The sequence below is a fragment of the Methylobacterium sp. Leaf94 genome, from assembly GCF_001426045.1.
Taxonomy (GTDB): domain Bacteria; phylum Pseudomonadota; class Alphaproteobacteria; order Rhizobiales; family Beijerinckiaceae; genus Methylobacterium.
The window spans coordinates 105,587-121,020 of the sequence record NZ_LMRM01000062.1; the positions used below are offsets into that span (position 1 = coordinate 105,587).

The window sequence follows — 15,434 nt, forward strand, 5'->3', positions numbered from 1 at the left end:
CCGCGCCCCGCAACGCTGAATCCGGGCCATCATGACCGCTGCCGTGAACCCCAAGAAGCTCATCAAGGGCGGCCTGCACGACTGGGAGGTCGTGATCGGCATGGAAATCCACGCCCAGGTCACGAGCCGCTCCAAGCTGTTCTCCGGCGCCTCCACCGAATTCGGCGGCGAGCCGAACGACCACGTCTCGCTGGTGGACGCGGCGATGCCCGGCATGCTGCCCGTCATCAACGAAGCGTGCGTGGCCCAGGCCGTGCGCACCGGCCTCGGCCTCAAGGCGCAGATCAACCATCGCTCGGTGTTCGACCGGAAGAACTACTTCTACCCGGACCTGCCGCAGGGCTACCAGATCAGCCAGTTCAAGGACCCGATCGTCGGCGAGGGCGAGGTGCTGGTCGATCTGCCCGACGGCGAGTCGATCACCGTCGGCATCGAGCGCCTGCACCTGGAGCAGGATGCCGGCAAGTCCCTGCACGACCAGAACCCGACCCAGAGCTTCGTCGACCTCAACCGCTCCGGCGTCGCCCTGATGGAGATCGTCTCCCGGCCAGACCTGCGCTCGTCGGAGGAGGCGCGCGCCTACGTGACCAAGCTGCGCACCATCCTGCGCTACCTCGGCACCTGCGACGGCGACATGGAGAAGGGCTCGCTTCGCGCCGACGTCAACGTCTCGGTGCGCCGAGTCGGCGACCCGCTCGGCACCCGCTGCGAGATCAAGAACGTCAACTCGATCCGCTTCATCGGCCAGGCCATCGAGACCGAGGCCCGCCGCCAGATCGCGATCATCGAGGATGGCGGCACGATCAGCCAGGAGACCCGCCTGTTCGATCCGGGCAAGGGCGAGACCCGCTCCATGCGCTCGAAGGAAGAGGCGCACGACTATCGCTACTTCCCGGACCCGGACCTGCTGCCGCTGGAATTCGACCAGGCCTATGTCGACGCCCTGGCCGCCGGCCTGCCCGAGTTGCCCGACGCCAAGAAGGCGCGCTTCATCGCGTCCTACGGCCTGTCGCCCTACGATGCGGGCGTGCTCATCGCCGAGCGCGCCTCGGCCGACTACTTCGAGGCGGTGGCCAAGGGCCGCGACGGCAAGACCGCGGCGAACTGGGTCATCAACGAGCTGTTCGGGCGCCTGAACAAGGAAGGCCACAGCATCGAGACCAGCCCGGTCTCGGCCGACCAGCTCGGCGCCATCGTCGACCTCATCGGCGAGGGCGTGATCTCGGGCAAGATCGCCAAGGACCTGTTCGAGATCGTCTGGTCCGAGGGCGGCGACCCGCGCCAGATCGTCGATGCGCGCGGCCTGAAGCAGGTCACCGACACCGGCGCCATCGAGGCGGCCGTGGACGAGATCATCGCCAGGAACCCCGAGAAGGTCGCTCAGGCCCGCGAGAAGCCGACCCTGCTCGGCTGGTTCGTCGGCCAGACAATGAAGGCCACCGGCGGCAAGGCCAATCCGGCAGCAGTGAACGCCCTGCTGAAGGCGAAGCTGGGGATCGAGTAGAAGCGGGCCTGCGTCCGCGCCGCGGACATGCACGGTCGGTGCCGGGTCGGACACGACGTCATGCGGCCGGGCGAGGCGCTCCCTGGTTAGCTGAGAGAGGCGGCCGCCTCCGGGGGAGCTTCCCCCCGTGGCAGAGCGAGCGTCGCGGCGGCGCGCGAACTCTCCTACGTCCGCTCATGGGTCGAGCCGCTCGAGCGGGAGCGCGGCGGCGACGCCTTGAGACGAAGATATCGTGATCATTCGGCGCGAAGCACGCCGGCTCATCTAAATAGATCGGCGGCGGAAGCGGCCGAGGTGGGGCCTGGTGCATGTCTGAAGTCGTGCCGTGCTGGCCGCTTCTGCGCCCCGGAGACCGCTTCCGTCCCGTAATTCGCGTGTGCGCTGCTCAACGTCCAGGTCGAATCAGCCCTGGATGATCGCCGCAGCTTCCTGCTGGGGTGGAGTCATTCCCACATCTCCTGCGTCAGGTCGGTCGTGATCGTTATCCGATCAAGGCCTCCTCGTTGCTTGAGCTGTGCTTTGCCGTCGAAGCACCACATCAAGGTGCGACCGGATCGCGAATGCGTCAAGAGCCTATTTGCGTGATTTCGCGACTGTATTCATTCCCAGAGACTCGACCCTAAAATGTCCTGTCGCCGCAGTCGCTTGGGCGCGACTGCCACCGCACGCCCCGTCGCTACAACCTACGGGGTGGGCGCCGCGACCCCACTGAAGTGGCTCCGCAGGCCCGCGAGCCAGTCCCGCCGATGGGCGCCGGGCGCGCCCACCGAGACGGTGGCGGTCATGCCGGCGACAAGGGTGACGCCGTCCGGCATGACGTCGATGCGGATGCGCACCGGCACCCGCTGGGCGAGGCGGACCCAGGTGTAGACGGGGTCGACGTTCGGCAGGCCCTGGGTGCTCGCGGTGGCGTTGGCGGTGCTGATGCCCAGGGTGATGCTCTCTACCGTGCCGCGGATCAGCGGATCGTAGCCGAGGAGCTCGGCCGAGACCGGATCGCCCACGTGGATCCGGGCCATCTTGGTCTCCTCGAAATAGCCGTCGATCCAGAACGAATCGGTGTCGATGACGGCGATGTTGACCGTGCCGGTGGTGGCGTAGTCGCCGGGGCGCAGCAGGAGGTTCGTCACCCGGCCGTTCACCGGCGAGCGCACCTGGGTGCGCTGGAGATTGATCTTGGCCTGGGACAGCTGCGCCTTGGCCGAGGCCACCGCCGCCTCGGCGATCTTGGCGGTGCCGGCATATTGCTGCTTCTCCTCGATGGAGGTCGAGAGGGTGGTCAGCGCCTCGCGCCGGGCGGCCTGGGTCCGCTTGACCTGGAGGTCCGCCTCCCGGTTGTCGAGTTCGGCCTGGGCCGAGGTCACCGAGACCTCGAAGTCGAACGGATCGATGACGTAGAGGATGTCGCCCTTCTTCACGGTCTGGTTGTCGGCGACGCGCAGCTCCGTGATCTGGCCCGAGACCTGGGGGGCCACGCTGGCGACCTGCACGCGCACCCGCCCATCGCGGGTCCAGGGGGCGGTCACGTAGAACTGCCAGACGAGGGCCGCCGCGACGAAGGCGCAGGCCAGGATGAGCCCGGTGATCAGCAGGCGCAGCACCCGGCGCCCCCGGCCGGGCGCGCGGGGGCGGGTATCCGGGGCGGAGCCGCGGGAGCGGCCGTCGGGCCCTGCGGCGGTGGTCTCGGCGGGCGGGTCTTGAGCCATGGTCACAGGAACACGATCAGGAGAGCGAGGATGCACACGTAGAGGCCGGCCTCCGCCAGGGGCGGGTTGGCCACGTAGCGGGCGATGCGCAGGCGCGCGAAGAGCAGGCGCAGACCTAAGAGGATCGCCAGCGCGCCGGCGGCGTAGGCCACGAAGGGCGAGAGCAGCACGCCGCCGAGATCGAGGTCGCTGCGCATCAGGCGCCCCGGATGCCGAGGCGGCGCAGGAAGCGGCCCTGACCCTCGGCGACGTGGGCGGCCGTGGCGAGGTCGCTCACCGCCCGGGCGAGGTGCAGGCGCGTGGCCGGATCGGCCGGCCCGCCCGCGGCGAGAAGGGCCGCGGCGGCCTCCCGCATCCGCCCGGCATCGACGCTCGCAAGGGCCGCGCGGGCCCGGCCCGCGACCGAAGCCAGGGCACCGTCCTGGGCGAGGCCGCGCAGCTGCGCCTGGGCGCGCGCGGCCGCCGACTCCATCCGGGCGAGCTCAAAGGCGCGGTCGAGGCTCGCCCGGCGCACGGCCGCGCTGCCCGAACTCCAGCGGGCGAATTGCAGCAGGCGGTCGCTGTTGAGGCTCGTCCGGGTCGTGGCGTCGCCGCCCCGGCCCGCCAAGGCCTCCACCAGGGCGCGCCGGGCCGAATCGAGGGCGAAGGCACGGTGGCGGGCGTTGGAGATGGGCAGGATGATCCGGACGGTGAAGAACAGGATCAGCGCCGCGAAGATCACCAGGAAGGCGTTGGTGAGGAAGCCCTGCGGGTCGTAGCTCTGGGGGTTGGCGGGCGAGAGCAGCACGGGGAAGAACACCAGCAGGATGAACCCGATGCCGAAAGTCGGCGGGTTGAGGCTGAGGAAGCAGGCGGCGAAGACCACCGGCGCCATGGCGATCGCCAGCAGGGGGAAGCCCTGGACGCCGGCGAGCGCGCCGAACAGCACGAGACCCGCGCAGAGGGCGGCCAGCGGCATGCCGATGAGCACGCCCTTGGCGAAGACGCGCGGGTCGGGGGTGATCGCGGAGAGCGAGCAGGTCGCCGCCACCTGGACCAGGGCGAAGGAGGTGGCCGGCCATCCCGTGGCGACGAGGAGGAGGGCCGTGAGGCCGAAGGCGATCACAACCCGCAGGGCGCCCCGCACGGCCTCGGGCACGTCGCGGTGGGTCGGGAGCGGGACGTCGCGCAAGGGGCGCCCCCCATGGGCGAGGACGCGGGAGCCATCGGCCGCGAAGGCGGCCGCCCGAGCGAAATCGAGGGCGCGCTGCAGAACGAGGATCGCGTCGAGGGGCTGGTCGCCCGCCCGCACGGCCTCCGCGACGAGGTCCGACAGGCGTGCCACCGCCAGGGCCGGGTCGGCCTCCGGCTCCGTCAGCCCGAGGCAGAGGGCGCGCGCCTCCGCGACGGCGGGCGACGGGGCGGGCAGGCGGGCCAGGGCCGCCCGGACATGGCGGGCGGTCGCTGCCATGACGTAGAGCGCCGCGATGGCGCTGCGCGCCCCCGCGGCCCGGTCCGGCCCGTCGTCGCGTTCGCCCGCGATGGCGCTGGCGTCGCCCCGCAGGGCGGCGATCTTGCGGATCAGCGCGGCGGTCCGCTCGGAGCCGGGATCGCCCCGGGTCAGGGTCTCGCGGGCGAAGGCCCGGGTTTCCGCGAGGGCGTCGCCCAGGGCGTCGCGCACCGTCCGCCAGATGCTGGGCGAGCCGAGGGCGTCGTTGATGACGGTGATCGCCACGATGCCGAGGGTGATCGCCGCCACCCGGTCCACGGCCGCGTCGAAGGTGCTCTGCGGCGTGTCGATATGGGCGATGGCGATGATCGCCACGGTGTAGCCCGACAGCATGGCCCCGTAGGCCCGGGTGTCCTGCAGAAAGTGGGCGGTGAAGACGCACAGGCCGAGCCAGGTGGCGAAGGCGACGAGGAGCACCACCCGGTCCTGCGCGAACAAGGCCATCAGGACGATGGCCACGGCCGCCCCCACGAGGGTGCCGAGGAAGCGGTAGAGCGCCTTCGACAGGGCCTGCCCGCGCTTGGGCTGGGCCAGGATCGCCACGCAGACGGCCGCCGAGGAGGCGCTCGACAGCTGCAGCCAGAAGGCCGCGTAGAGGGCCAGGATCATGGCGAGCCAGATCCGCACGGCGAAGGCCCAGGCGGCGGGCTTCGGAACCACGCGCTCGATTGCGGCGAGGATCCGGTCCGGCATGCGGGGCGGGCTATCGGCGAGGGCGCTCACCCGATGACCCCGCCGGGCATCGCGTCGGCGGCACGCGCCGCGACCCGGGCCTGCCACAGGCAGAGCAGCGGGCTGACGAGGAGTTCGACGGCCAGGGCGGCCAGCATCAGGAACGACGGCAATCCGGTCAGCGCCCAGCCGAGGAGGCGGGCGAGGCCGCCCAGCGCCACCACCAGGGTGAGGAAGCGGACCAGGGTGGTCTTGGTCTCGATGCCGGGCACGCAGGTCCAGAACAGGATGCCGATGCCCATGTGCAGGCCGGAGAGGTAGCGGAAGTGGCTGTCGGCGGAGACGTCGACGAGGCCGCCGCGTCCGATCCCGTTCAGCCCGAGCAGCACGCCGTAGAGGCCGGAGGCCACCGGGACCAGGGCCATCACCGCCACCGCGCGCTGCAGCGCCTGCCGTTCCCGCATCATCGCGTCCGTCCGGAATCCGCCTGTCAGGATCGGCAACCGGGACGGCCAGGCTTACGTTCCTTGGCGGTCCGCGGAAGGGGCCGCCCGGCCCCGCACACGATGTCGGCCGCCCGCGGACGCCCGCGCGCGGCCGGATCCCCTCAGGCCTTCATCTGCTTCAGGCGCTTGACGCACTTGCTGTAGTATTGCGGCCATTTCGGTCCCTGCGCGGCCTTGTCGGCGACCGAGAGGGCGCGCCACTCGGCGCCGCATTTCTTCTGGCGCTCGCGCGCGGCACTCTGGCCGACGCTGAGCTCCTTGGCGGGCTTTGCCGCCGCGGCCTGTGCCAGCGCACCGCCCGCGACGAACGGGCTTGTCAGAAGGAGGGGACTTGCCAGAAGCAGCAAGCCCGCGAACAAAGCACGGGTGTGACGCGAACGGAACGACAGCATGACGACCCCCGGGGACGCTTGGGCGCCGCCGTGCGGCGGGCCGGGCGCATCACAGCCACAACCCCGGGCGAGGGCAAGTGCCATCTGTACGGGTGTCGACGCGATCCACCGCTCGTGTCACGTGTTGTGGCGGTGGCACGGAGTCTGCAACCATCCGCTCGCGTTCCCGATTGTTTCGGCGGGTCGGGCGAGCCTGAACAGGGTCGGAAACATCAGCATGGCACACGCGCCGGGAAAACCCATCGACGTGCACACCTGGAGCACGCCGAATGGCTGGAAGATCCCGATCATGCTGGAGGAGTGCGGACTGCCCTATCGGGTGGTGCCGGTGAATATCGGCCGCGGCGACCAGATGGCGCCCGACTTCCTGAAGATCTCGCCGAACAACAAGATTCCCGCCATCGTCGACCCGGACGGCCCGGGGGGCGACCCCATCACGGTGTTCGAGTCCGGTGCGATCCTGCAATATCTCGGGCGCAAGACCGGTTGCCTCTACCCGGCCGACGAGCGCGCCCGGGTGGCGGTGGACGAGTGGCTGTTCTGGCAGGTCGGCGGCTTCGGGCCGATGCTCGGCCAGGTCCACCATTTCCGCATCTACGCGCAGGAGAAGATCCCCTACGCCATCGACCGGTTTACCGCGGAGGCCCAGCGCCTCTACGGCGTCCTCGACCGGCACCTCGCGGACCGCGATTTCGTGGCGGGCGACTTCTCCATCGCCGACATCGCGATCCTACCCTGGGCCAAGTACCACGAGAAGCAGAGCATCGAGCTGGCCAGCGTGCCCCACGTGCGGGCCTGGCTCGACCGCGTCATGGCGCGGCCGGCCGTTCAGCGGGGATTCGCGGCGGTCTGAGCGGAGGCGTCACCCGATACGCGTCACGCCGCTGGCGTCACTCGGCCGGCGCCGCGAGCGCCTTCGTGGGGGCGGCCTTGGCAGCCTTCGGCGCGGGCCGGGGCGCGGGCGCCGACTCGGGCGCGGCGGCGGAGGCCTGCTGGTTCACGTCGGGCACCCGGGTCCAGGTCTGCGAGCCGCACAGGACCTTGAGGAGGCAGCCTGAGACCGACAGCTCGGAGCTGCTCTCTCGCTCCAGGCTGACCTGATACATCTTGCCCTCGTCGGCGTTGTAGATCTCGCCGGAGAACTTCGCCTCCTCGGGCTTCAGGTTGTCGAGGAGGGTCAGGCCGAGCACGGGGCGGCCGCGCTTCTTCGGATCGGGATTCTTGATGTCCGTGCGCGGGGTCCCGTCCTCGTTGGTCGCGGTCTTGGCCCAGACCACCTTCCCGCAGATGTTGGCGGCACCCGGGCCGCAGCGGTCGATGCGGACTTTGGCGCGGCCGTCCCCGGTGAGCCAGGTCCCCGAGGGGTCCTGGGCCGGGGCGGCGGAGGCGGGGGCGAGGCCGGTGAGGATGAGGGCGGCGGTGAGGGCGACGCGCATGTCCAGGTCTCCGTGTGGCGTGGCTGCGGCGGGAGGCCGGCGGCCAGAGAGTCGGCAAGGGGATCGGCAAGCGACCCGGCGCGGGGGCAGGGCCGTGTTCGTCTGGCCACAGGAGGCGTCCGCATTCGGGCGAATTTCCGGCGCTGTTGCGCCAAAGCCATGGCAGCGGGAAAACCCGCGGCCGCGCTCAGGTTATCCCCCGCGTTCGCGCCTCGGGTTGAGGGCCGGGGGCCTGGCGGCTATAAGCCCGGCGCCGAAGCCATTTTCGGCTGAGCGATCACAACCGGACGGACCATGGCCACCGAGCGCACCTTCTCCATTCTCAAGCCCGACGCCACGAAGCGGAACCTGACCGGCGCGGTCAACGCCGTGATCGAGAAGGCGGGCCTGCGCATCGTCGGCCAGCGCCGCATCCAGATGAGCCGCGCCCAGGCCGAGACGTTCTACGAGATCCACAAGGAGCGCCCCTTCTTCGGCGAGCTCGTGGAGTTCATGACCTCCGGGCCGGTCGTCGTGCAGGTGCTCGAGGGCGAGAACGCCGTCGCCAAGTACCGCGAAGTGATGGGCGCCACCAACCCGGCCAACGCCGACGCGGGCACCATCCGCAAGACCTTCTCCGAGTCGGTCGGCGAGAACACCGTCCACGGCTCCGACAGCCTCGAGAACGCCAAGGCGGAAATCGCCCAGTTCTTCCAGGATTCCGACATCGTCGGCTGAATCCTTCGGGGTTCGGACACGGTCGACCAAACCGGCGCGCCGAAGCTTCCCGGAAGCTTCGGCGTTTGCCGTCCCAGTGTGGCCCCGGCGCCCTTGCGCGGCGGGGGCCCGGACGTGAAACCGGTTCGTTCCCGAATCGCTTTCACGGACCCATCATTCCATGCGCTCCATCGCCCCGCGCACCGGCCGGCTCCTGCTCGCCGCCGGCCTGCTCTCGCTCGTCGCCGCCTGCAACGCCAACAAGTCCGGCCCGACCGCGTCGCTCGAAGGCTACACTCCCGATCCGGCGCTGAAGACGGCCTCCACCAGCAACCTGACCGGCCGCGTGCGTCACGCCTGCACCGTCACCCAGGCCCGTCTGCAGAACGTCTCCGAGGTCTCCCTCGCCCGCCCCTGCGGCTGCTACGCGAACCAGACGTTGGCAAGCCTCGACAAGAGCGAGCTCGATGGCTACCGCAGCACCGGCTACTTCAACGATTCCGCCCGCGCCAAGGCCCTGAACGCTCTCGACAGCTGCAAGCTGCCGCGTCCGGCGTAAGGCTCCGTCCGTCCCGGACTGCCCCGGGAGGCGACGCGTCGGTGCCGGTTCAGTGCGGCGACGCGCTGTCGGGGGTCGGTGGGTCGCCGCGCTCGCCTGCGGCGGTCCGTGCGGCCCGGAGGAGATCCTCGGCGAGGCTCGGATCGTCCACCGCCCGTGCCAGCACGACGGCGCCCACGAGGGTCGACAACTTGGCGAGCGCGCGCTGGCGGCGGCGCTCCTTCGCACCCTGGGGCGAGAGCTCGGACAGCAGGCCCACGAGGTGTCGGACCCCATGGGTGAAGCGTCCCCGCAGGGGACTCCCCGCCGGCTCGCGGGCGACGTCGTTGGCCAGGGCGGCGAGGGGGCAGCCCATGCCGGGCGACTGGACGTGGCCCACGGACAGGTAGTTGGCGATGAGCATGTCCAGCGCGCCCCGCCGGTCCTCCCCGAGGGCCGCGTCGAACGCCTCGACCGCCAGCGCATCCTTGCTGGCGAACTGGCCGTAGAAGCCGCCATGCGTCAGGCCGGCCGAGGCCATGATGTCGGCCACCCCCACCCCGTGCAGGCCACGTTCCCGGAACAGGGCGGCGGCGACCGCGACGACCCTTTGGCGGTTGAGCTTGGCCTGCTCCTGCGAAACTCTCGGCATCTCCGGCTCTCCCGCTGCCTTCCCGGTCTTATATAGATGCGGGCCGTCATCGATACAGGTCCGCATCGGCCGGCCCGCCGAGGGGAACAGGGTACGGATCGGCCGACGGCCCGCGCGGTCTCGGGCAAGCCCGGCGCGATACGCTTATACCACCGCTGCCGGGATCTCGCCCCGCGCCTGCGTCAGGTTCCGGCCCCCTGCGGCGCCGTCTCGGTGGCGCCCCGCGCGTCGCGCGGCTGGCGCGCCACCCGGAACCAGAGGGCGTAGAGGGCGGGCAGGAACAGGAGGGTCAGCAGGGTGCCGACCCCGACGCCGCCGATGAGGACGTAGGCCAGCGCCCCCCAGAACACCGAGTGGGTGAGCGGGATGAAGGCCAGCATCGCCGCCGCCGCCGTGAGGATGACGGGACGGGCGCGCCGCACCGTGGATTCCACGATCGCGTCGTAATCCCCCAGGCCCGCCGCCTGGTCGTAGTGGATCTGGTCCACCAAAATCAGGGTGTTGCGCATCAGGATTCCCGACAGGGCGATCAGCCCGAGGATCGCGTTGAAGCCGAAGGGCTGGTGGAAGAGCAGCAGGGTCGGTGCTGCGCCCACCAGGCCCAGCGGGGCGGTGGCGAAGACCATGAACATGGTGGCGAACGAGCGGACCTGGATCATGATGACGGTGAGCGTCACGATCAGCATGATCGGGAACACCGCCACCAGGGACATCATCGCCTTCTCGCTCTCCTCCACGGCACCCGCGGTATCGATGCGGTAGCCCGGCGGGAGATTGGCCTTGATCGGCGCCAGGAGGGGAAACACCTGGGCATGGATGTCCGGCGGCTGCTTGCCGTCGAGCACGTCGCCCTGGACGCGGATGTAGGTCTCGCGGTTGTAGCGCTTGAGCACCGCGTCCTCGGTCCGGCTCTCCAGGCGCGCCACCTGCGAGACCGGCACCTGACGACCGTCCTTGGTCGTCAGCGTCAGGTCTCCGATCTCGCCCAGGGAGCGCCGCTCGGGGCCGGGGCTGCGCAGGACGACGTCGACGGAACGCAGGTTCTCGCGCACCTGGGTGGCGGGCGTGCCGTTGAGGTAGCTCTGCAGCTGCTGGCCGGCCTCCTTCGGGGTCAGGCCGATGAGGCGCAGACGTTCCTGGTCGAAGGCGAGGCGCAGGCTCGGGGTCTTGTCGCCCCAGTCGAGATGGACGAGGCGCATGTTGGCATTGGCCGCCATGACCTCCCGAACCTCGGCGGCGATGCCGCGGATAACGTCGAGGTCGGGCCCCACCACCCGGAAGGCGACGGGAAAGCGGATGGGTGGGCCGAACACGATCTGGAGCACCCGCACGCGGGCCTCCGGAAAGCGGCCGTCCTCCACGAGTCGGCGCAGCTTGCCCCTGAGGACGTCGCGCGCCTGCGCGTCGGCCGTCTGCACCACGATCTGTGCGAAGGCCGGATCGGGCAGCTCGGGATCGAAGGAGAGCACGAAGCGCGGCATACCCTGGCCGATGTAGCTCGTCATCGCGCCAGCTTCCGGCAGATCGCGCACCGCGGCCTCGATCCGCTTGACGCTGGCCTCCGTCGTGGCGAAGGCCGAGCCCGCCGGCAGCGTGACCTCGACGATGAGCTCGGGGCGCTCTGAGTTCGGGAAGAACTGCTGTTCGACCTTGCCCATCGCCGCCACGGCGAGGGCGAACAGCCCCACGGTGATGCCGGCGGCGAGCCATTTGTGGTCGACCGACATCCGCACGACGCGGCGCAGGCGCGCGTAGGTCTTCGTGGCGTAGATCGCCTCGTGTCCCCCCAAGACGCGCTGGATGTTCGGCAGGAGCTTCACGCCGAGATAGGGCGTGAAGGTCACGGCCACGATCCAGGAGAGGATCAGCGAGAAGGCCACCACCCAGAAGATGTCGCCGGCGTACTCACCTGCCGTGGAAGCGGCGAAGCCCACGGGCAGGAAGCCCGCGATGGTCACCAGAGTGCCGGTGAGCATCGGCGCGGCCGTGGCGCTCCAGGCATGGGTCGCCGCCGCGATGCGGTCGGCGCCCTCCTCCATGCGCACCACCATCATCTCGATGGCGATGATGGCGTCGTCGACGAGGAGGCCGAGCGAGATGATGAGGGCGCCCAGCGTGATGCGATCGAAATCGCGGCCCGTGACCATCATCACGACGAACACCGCCGAGAGGGTGAGCGGCACGGCCAGCGCGACCACGATGCCGACCCGGAAGCCGAGTGCCACCAGGGAGACGAGGATCACCACGCCGAGGGCAGTGAAGAACTTGACCATGAACTCGTGGATGGCGTCGTCGATGACCTTGGCCTGATCGGTGATCTTGGTGAAGGCGATGCCCACCGGCGTCTCGTGGTGGATCGCCACCTCCTCGGCGTTGAGCGCCGCGCCGAGCGTGAGCCCGTTGAAGCCGGGCTTCATCACGAGGCCGAGCATCAGGGCCGGGTCGCCGTCGTTGCGGATCGCGAAGGTCCGGGGATCCTCGTAGCCGCGCCTGACCTCGGCGATGTCGCCGAGCTTGAGGCTGCGGTCGCCGGCGGCCACGGGAAGATTCCGGATGGCGTCGAGGCCGTCGATGGCCCCGTCGAGACGCAGGTACACCCGCGGTCCCGCCGCCTCGACAAAGCCGGCCGGGGTGACGTCGTTCTGGTTAGCCAGCGCGGCCAGCAGCTGCTGGCCGGTGATGCCGAGGGTGGCGAGGCGCTGGTAGGAGATCTCCACGAAGATCTTCTGGGTCTGCTCACCCAGGATGTTGATCTTCTCCACGCCCGGCACCCGCAGCAGGCGCTGGCGCAGGTCCTCGGCGTGCAGCACGAGCTGGCGGTGTGGCAGACCCTTGGCCTGTACGGCGTAGAGGGCGAAGTAGATGTCCGAGAACTCGTCGTTGAAGAGCGGCCCCATCACGCCGCGCGGCAGGCTGGAGGCCTGGTCGGAGAGCTTCTTCCGGGCCTGGTAGAACTCCGACTGGAGCTTGGCCGGAGGCATCGCATCCTTGAAGATGACCTTCGTCACCATCAGGCCGGGGCGCACCGTGGTCTCCGCCCGGTCGTAGTAGACGAGCTCCTGCAGGCGCTTCTCGAGGGGGTCGGCGACCTGGCGCTGCATCTCTTCCGCCGTGGCGCCGGGCCAGGCAGCCGAGACCGTCATGACCTTGACGGTGAAGGCCGGGTCCTCCGCCCGCCCGAGCTTCTGGAAGGCGAAGAAGCCCGCCCCCGTCAGCGCGATCAGCAGGAACAGGGTGACGGCCCGCTCGCGGACGGCGAGCGCGGAGAGGTTGAGGCCGCTCATCGCACCACCCCGGTCCTGCTGGCGGGCGCCGGGCGCACCCGCTGGTCGGCCGTGAGGAGATGGGCACCGAGCGCCACGATCCGGTCGCCGGGGTTCAGACCGTCGACGATCTCGGCGCGCTCCTCGCCCAGGCGAGCGACCTGCACGATCTGCGGACGCACGGTCTCGGTGGCGGCATCGTAGCGCCAGACCGCTATGCCGTGCCCCTGGTCGAACAGGGCCGCGAGGGGCACCTCGACGCGCGGTACGCGGGCCGCCGCGGCATCAATGAGCTGAAGGGTGACGGTGGCGCCCAGTGGGGCGGCCTCGCCCCCGCCCGAGAGGATATAGCGCGCCCGGTAGGTCCGCGTCGCCGGATCGGCGGTGGCGGAGAGTTCGCGCAGGCGCGCCGGGTACGTCGCCGCGCCCTCGGCGTAGAGGGTGGCGGAGGCCTCTCCCTCGGCAGCGCGCCGGCTGCCCTCGGGCAGGAACACCTCCGCCTCGCGCGCCCCGTCGCGGGCGAGCTTGACCACGGTCTGGCCGGCCGCGACCACCTGGCCGGGCTCGGAGGGCACCTCCATGACGACGCCGTCGGCATCGGCCTGGAGTTCGGCATAGCCCGCCTGGTTCTGGATCTGACTGGCCTGGGCCTCGGCAAGGGCGAGCTGGGCGATGGCGGCATCGGCCGCGCCCTTGTTCTGGTCGTAGGTCTGCCGGGAGGTCCAGCCGTCGGCCACCAGCCTGCGGCTGCGCTCCTCGTCCGCCTTGGCCTTGATCATTTGGGCCCGGGCCGCCTCGGCAGAGGCGCGGGCGGCGTCGAGGGCGAGGGTGAAGTCGGTGCGGTCGAGGCGCATCAGGGGCTGCCCGCGACGCACCCGGTCGCCCGGGTCGACGAGGCGCTCGAAGATCTTGCCGCCGACCCGGAAGCCCAGGTTGCTCTCGGTCCGGGCCCGGATCACCCCGGTGTAGCGCGCGACCGTGCCGGAACCGCGGACGACCTCGGCCACCTGAACGAGGGGCGGTTCCGGGCTCACCGCCGTCTCCGCCGGCGAGCAGGCGCCGAGGGCGAGGGACGCGAGACCGGGTGCGAACCACTTCTGCATGATGCATCCTCAGCAGCCGGACCATCCGCCGCTCTAAGATTATGTTTATCATCTATTTTGGCGGATGGAACAGGTCAACGCTGCCGTGGCGCCCCCGCGTGCGGGGGGACACCCAGGGAGGTCGACACCGGTAGAAGTGGGCACCGGACGAGAACCTTGGGGCGACCGGATCGGCCGACGTGCCGCCCGTACCCCTAGCGCCCGGTTGCCGGCTCCGAACCGGACCGCACGACCCGCGAGGCCAGCAGCACCGCCATGAAGAAGAGGAAGTACTGGTTCACCGACAATTCCTCGAACATCATCGAGGGCACCAGGAACAGGGCCGTGTAGGCGACGAAGGGACCGGCGGCGGCGGGTGCGCGGGCGATGCGCACGAGGGCCGCGAGGAGGAGCAGCGCCGTCGCGATGCCGCTCTGGAGCGCCAGGGAGACGAAGCCGTTATGCGGCGTCACCAGCCCGGTGAGGGCGCGGAGTTCTTCGCGCCGCGTGGTCTCGCCGACACCGAACGGGTATTCCACCACGAGTTGCAGGGCGGTGAAGCCGGAAATGAAGCGCTCGTCGGCGTTGCCCGAGACGTTGCCGTCGCCCGCAAAGCGCGTCTCGATGGACTGCGCCAACTTCTGGGGCAGGGGGATCTCGCCGGTCATCGAGAAGCCGATGAGCAGGATCCCGAGCACCCCGAGGACGGGCAGCACCACCTGCAGCCGGATGCTCCGGCGCATCAGCACCAGCAGGATCAGCACCGGCATGAACAGCCCGGAGCGGTTGTTGGTCAGGGGAAAGCTCGCCAGCAGGGCCGCGAAATAGGCAAGGTAGATCAGGTTCAAGCGGTAGCGCAGGCTCAGCAGCAGGGCCGCCGCCCCGCCGAGGGCGAAGACGTGGCCGGTCTCGTTGCCGGAAGCCCAGAGGCCGCCCTGCTTGTCCTCGACGAAGAGCTTGAGTTCCTCGTCCAGGCCATCGGTCGGGACGCCGAGGCCGAAGCGGTCCAGCGGCAAACCGGAGGACGAGAGCAGCAGGACGACCAGCGAGCCGCCGAGGCCCGCGAGAAGGCCCCAGCAGAAGGCGTTCTCCAGGCTCCGGTCGCGGAACATCACAAGCAGGATCATCGCCAGGACGAAGTAGAGCAGCAGGACGAGGGTCAGGTAGACGTCGCCGGCCTGGATCTCGGCCTTCAGCACCAGCGAGAGGGCGATCAGGATTCCGACGGCCCCCATCGGGACAGCCTGGCGCAGCCCCTCGGCGATCACGGCGCGGCGCAGGCCGAACCAGGGGATCAGCAGGAAGGGCAGGAGGTCCGACAGGCGCTGGAAGGGAAGCCCGAAGCTCGAGGTCAGGACGTTGAGCTGCAGGGCGACCCCGAGCAGGAACACGGCCGCACGGTCGGCCATGATCGGCACCGCCCGCGTCCGCCGCATCCCGGCCGCCATCGGCCCCGCTGGTCCCGTCATCGCTCCGGCCCCCCGAGAAGACGCCGCGT

14 protein-coding genes are annotated in these 15,434 nt (G+C 70.3%); 4 read left to right on the forward strand and 10 right to left on the reverse strand.

Going from position 1 to position 15,434, the window contains the following annotated elements; all coding sequences use genetic code 11:
* Window positions 1-31: 31 nt before the first annotated feature.
* On the forward strand, window positions 32-1,504 hold the full coding sequence (gene gatB / locus ASG63_RS21555; protein ID WP_056221548.1) for an Asp-tRNA(Asn)/Glu-tRNA(Gln) amidotransferase subunit GatB: 1,473 nt from the start codon (window positions 32-34) through the stop codon (window positions 1,502-1,504).
* 683 nt (window positions 1,505-2,187) lie between these two features.
* On the opposite strand, the gene ASG63_RS21560 is transcribed toward gatB, so the two are convergent.
* From ASG63_RS21560 to ASG63_RS21580, 5 genes are all read right to left on the reverse strand, one after another.
* Window positions 2,188-3,210, reverse strand: a complete 1,023-nt coding sequence (locus ASG63_RS21560; protein ID WP_056221551.1) for an efflux RND transporter periplasmic adaptor subunit — start codon at window positions 3,208-3,210, stop codon at window positions 2,188-2,190.
* A gap of 2 nt (window positions 3,211-3,212) precedes the next feature.
* The gene (locus tag ASG63_RS21565) at window positions 3,213-3,407 is read right to left on the reverse strand and encodes a DUF1656 domain-containing protein (RefSeq protein WP_056221554.1); all 195 of its coding nucleotides are present in this window, start codon (window positions 3,405-3,407) and stop codon (window positions 3,213-3,215) included.
* Entirely contained in the window at window positions 3,407-5,392 is a 1,986-nt protein-coding gene (locus tag ASG63_RS21570) for an FUSC family protein (protein WP_056221557.1), read from the reverse strand. The genes ASG63_RS21565 and ASG63_RS21570 overlap by 1 nt, the downstream gene beginning before the upstream one ends.
* 26 nt (window positions 5,393-5,418) lie before the next feature.
* The gene (locus ASG63_RS21575; protein ID WP_056221797.1) at window positions 5,419-5,838 is read right to left on the reverse strand and encodes a DUF4345 domain-containing protein; all 420 of its coding nucleotides are present in this window, start codon (window positions 5,836-5,838) and stop codon (window positions 5,419-5,421) included.
* A gap of 140 nt (window positions 5,839-5,978) precedes the next feature.
* Complete coding sequence (locus ASG63_RS21580; RefSeq protein WP_443189824.1) at window positions 5,979-6,269, reverse strand: hypothetical protein; 291 nt, start codon at window positions 6,267-6,269, stop codon at window positions 5,979-5,981.
* A gap of 217 nt (window positions 6,270-6,486) precedes the next feature.
* Here ASG63_RS21580 and ASG63_RS21585 point away from each other — a divergent pair, with 217 nt between their 5' ends.
* Window positions 6,487-7,122, forward strand: a complete 636-nt coding sequence (locus ASG63_RS21585; RefSeq protein WP_056221562.1) for a glutathione S-transferase family protein — start codon at window positions 6,487-6,489, stop codon at window positions 7,120-7,122.
* A gap of 37 nt (window positions 7,123-7,159) precedes the next feature.
* Here the strand turns inward: ASG63_RS21585 and ASG63_RS21590 are convergent, their stop codons facing one another.
* A complete protein-coding gene (locus ASG63_RS21590) occupies window positions 7,160-7,705 on the reverse strand; it encodes a DUF2147 domain-containing protein (RefSeq protein WP_056221565.1) in 546 nt (181 codons plus the stop codon).
* Window positions 7,706-7,999: 294 nt separating this feature from the next.
* Between ASG63_RS21590 and ndk the strand changes: the two genes are divergently transcribed.
* Together ndk and ASG63_RS21600 are read left to right on the forward strand one after the other, a co-directional pair.
* Complete coding sequence (ndk, locus tag ASG63_RS21595) at window positions 8,000-8,422, forward strand: nucleoside-diphosphate kinase (RefSeq protein WP_056221568.1); 423 nt, start codon at window positions 8,000-8,002, stop codon at window positions 8,420-8,422.
* Between the two features lie 160 nt (window positions 8,423-8,582).
* Complete coding sequence (locus ASG63_RS21600; protein ID WP_056221571.1) at window positions 8,583-8,960, forward strand: hypothetical protein; 378 nt, start codon at window positions 8,583-8,585, stop codon at window positions 8,958-8,960.
* Between the two features lie 49 nt (window positions 8,961-9,009).
* On the opposite strand, the gene ASG63_RS21605 is transcribed toward ASG63_RS21600, so the two are convergent.
* The 4 genes from ASG63_RS21605 to ASG63_RS21620 all read right to left on the reverse strand — a co-directional run bounded on the left by ASG63_RS21605 (window position 9,010) and on the right by ASG63_RS21620 (window position 15,405).
* Window positions 9,010-9,591 (reverse strand): TetR/AcrR family transcriptional regulator, encoded by a 582-nt coding sequence (locus ASG63_RS21605; protein ID WP_056221574.1) that lies wholly within the window; start codon window positions 9,589-9,591, stop codon window positions 9,010-9,012.
* Window positions 9,592-9,773: 182 nt separating this feature from the next.
* Window positions 9,774-12,875 carry an efflux RND transporter permease subunit gene (locus tag ASG63_RS21610; protein ID WP_056221577.1) on the reverse strand — a complete coding sequence of 1,034 codons (3,102 nt, stop codon included), beginning with the start codon at window positions 12,873-12,875 and terminating at the stop codon, window positions 9,774-9,776.
* Window positions 12,872-13,957, reverse strand: coding sequence for an efflux RND transporter periplasmic adaptor subunit (locus ASG63_RS21615; protein ID WP_056221582.1), 1,086 nt, complete (start codon window positions 13,955-13,957; stop codon window positions 12,872-12,874). Before ASG63_RS21615 ends, ASG63_RS21610 begins: the two co-directional genes overlap by 4 nt.
* Before the next feature lie 194 nt (window positions 13,958-14,151).
* Entirely contained in the window at window positions 14,152-15,405 is a 1,254-nt protein-coding gene (locus ASG63_RS21620) for an O-antigen ligase family protein (protein ID WP_056221585.1), read from the reverse strand.
* Window positions 15,406-15,434 lie beyond the last annotated feature (29 nt).

What these genes read in the sequence shown, in the direction of transcription:
- gatB (WP_056221548.1), top strand. Translation starts at nt 32, where the DNA reads ATGACCGCTGCCGTGAACCCCAAGAAGCTCATCAAGGGCGGCCTGCAC.
- ASG63_RS21590 (WP_056221565.1), bottom strand. Translation starts at nt 7,705, where the DNA reads ATGCGCGTCGCCCTCACCGCCGCCCTCATCCTCACCGGCCTCGCCCCC.
- ASG63_RS21585 (WP_056221562.1), top strand. Translation starts at nt 6,487, where the DNA reads ATGGCACACGCGCCGGGAAAACCCATCGACGTGCACACCTGGAGCACG.
- ASG63_RS21610 (WP_056221577.1), bottom strand. Translation starts at nt 12,875, where the DNA reads ATGAGCGGCCTCAACCTCTCCGCGCTCGCCGTCCGCGAGCGGGCCGTC.
- ndk (WP_056221568.1), top strand. Translation starts at nt 8,000, where the DNA reads ATGGCCACCGAGCGCACCTTCTCCATTCTCAAGCCCGACGCCACGAAG.
- ASG63_RS21620 (WP_056221585.1), bottom strand. Translation starts at nt 15,405, where the DNA reads ATGACGGGACCAGCGGGGCCGATGGCGGCCGGGATGCGGCGGACGCGG.
- ASG63_RS21615 (WP_056221582.1), bottom strand. Translation starts at nt 13,957, where the DNA reads ATGCAGAAGTGGTTCGCACCCGGTCTCGCGTCCCTCGCCCTCGGCGCC.
- ASG63_RS21580 (WP_443189824.1), bottom strand. Translation starts at nt 6,269, where the DNA reads ATGCTGTCGTTCCGTTCGCGTCACACCCGTGCTTTGTTCGCGGGCTTG.
- ASG63_RS21575 (WP_056221797.1), bottom strand. Translation starts at nt 5,838, where the DNA reads ATGATGCGGGAACGGCAGGCGCTGCAGCGCGCGGTGGCGGTGATGGCC.
- ASG63_RS21600 (WP_056221571.1), top strand. Translation starts at nt 8,583, where the DNA reads ATGCGCTCCATCGCCCCGCGCACCGGCCGGCTCCTGCTCGCCGCCGGC.
- ASG63_RS21565 (WP_056221554.1), bottom strand. Translation starts at nt 3,407, where the DNA reads ATGCGCAGCGACCTCGATCTCGGCGGCGTGCTGCTCTCGCCCTTCGTG.
- ASG63_RS21560 (WP_056221551.1), bottom strand. Translation starts at nt 3,210, where the DNA reads ATGGCTCAAGACCCGCCCGCCGAGACCACCGCCGCAGGGCCCGACGGC.
- ASG63_RS21605 (WP_056221574.1), bottom strand. Translation starts at nt 9,591, where the DNA reads ATGCCGAGAGTTTCGCAGGAGCAGGCCAAGCTCAACCGCCAAAGGGTC.
- ASG63_RS21570 (WP_056221557.1), bottom strand. Translation starts at nt 5,392, where the DNA reads ATGCCGGACCGGATCCTCGCCGCAATCGAGCGCGTGGTTCCGAAGCCC.